Annotated in this window: 2 protein-coding genes; both read right to left on the bottom strand. The window is 69.9% G+C overall.

Features of this window, described 5'->3' with window-relative positions; all coding sequences use genetic code 11:
• The coding region (locus tag EOA24_RS37960; RefSeq protein WP_189354598.1) for a patatin-like phospholipase family protein at window positions 1-306 on the bottom strand (306 nt) is incomplete at its 3' end.
• Window positions 307-550: 244 nt separating this feature from the next.
• Window positions 551-1,373, bottom strand: an 823-nt coding sequence (locus EOA24_RS37965) for a DNA polymerase IV (protein ID WP_127410825.1), incomplete at its 5' end; no start/stop codon positions are given.

Genomic DNA, 1,373 nt, shown 5'->3' on the forward strand with positions numbered 1-1,373 from the left:
CTCCAGGATCCTGTGCAGATAGATATCGAAATTGCTGGCGACGCCGGCCGCGAAGACGAAGCGTGGCCAGAGCACCGCCAAGAGCCCGGCCGCAATCGAGCCGCCCGAAACCGAGCTCACCATGTCGAGCTTCTGGAGCAGTCCCGCCTCGTTGAGACGGCAGAGCGCGCCGGCGTGGAACAGCATGGCCCGGTAGCCGCCGCCCGACAGGCAGAGGCCGAGGTCGTAGCGCTCGGCCTTGCCATCGATGCTGGCCGCGCCGCCTGGCGCCGCCCCGGTACCGCGCGCTGCCGTCACACTGGCCATGAATGCTCCCCTCGTTCAGGCGCGGCTGTTCCGGCGCCTAATCCAGCCCAGCGCGGCCATTCTGGCAAGCGGCGGAATCGCGGAATTTCGGGGTTGGGAAGCTTGGGGTTCCTCGCCTCCACGAAGTGGGGGAGAGGTGTCCGCGAAGCGGACGGAGAGGGGGACTTCGTAGGGCGCTCCCCCTCTCCGTCTCGGCTTCGCCGAGCCACCTCTCCCCCACTTCGTGGAGGCGAGGTACTCTCCCTCACAGCTCCTTCTCGGCCAGTTCCCTGAATCCATCCGGCACCGAGCGCGGGCCTTCCAGCGCCACCGTGCCGTAGCCGACGGCTTCCTTGCCGAAGCGCTGGCGGATCTTGTCGATGGCGCGGTCGGCGCCGAAGCGGGCGAGACCCTTGCGGCTGCCGGGCTTCCTCTTCTCATCCATCAGGCCAAGCGGCAGTTCGAGCTGCAGCTCGGCATGCTCCTCCAGATGCGAGACGGAGATGGCGAGCAGCGATATGTCGCGCTCGCCGGGATTGGCGGCGAGCACGCCGCGCACCAGCTCCTCGGCGATCTCGGCCAGCATCACTGTCGCCTGGATCGGCTGCTCCAGCGTCACCGAGCGGGTGACGGCGCGCAGATCGGCGAAGCGCACCCGCACCGTCACCGTGCGGCCGGGCCGGTCCTTGGCGCGCAGGCGGCTCGCCACGCGGTCGGCCAGATGCAGAAGCGTCGGCACGAAGACGCGCGGCACCGCCGGCTTCCTGCCAAGCGCCGATTGCGCGCCGGCCGAATGCGCGCGGCGATGCGTCTCGAGCTTGCGCGGGTCGCGGTTCCAGGCGAGCGCGGCGAGCTTCTGGCCGGCGGCGTGGCCGATCAGCCGCTCCAACGCGCCGCTATGGGTGCGCGCCAATTGCCCGATGGTCTCGACGCCGATCTCGGCCAGCCTCGCCTTGGTCGCCGGGCCGACACCCCACATCAGCGTGACGGGCAGGTCGTGCAGGAAGGCGAGCTCGGTGCCGGGCTCGACCACCACCAGCCCGTCGGGCTTGGCCACCTGCGAGGCGATCTTGGCGAGGTGCTTTGTC

Source organism: Mesorhizobium sp. M2A.F.Ca.ET.039.01.1.1, from assembly GCF_003998035.1.
Taxonomy (GTDB): domain Bacteria; phylum Pseudomonadota; class Alphaproteobacteria; order Rhizobiales; family Rhizobiaceae; genus Mesorhizobium.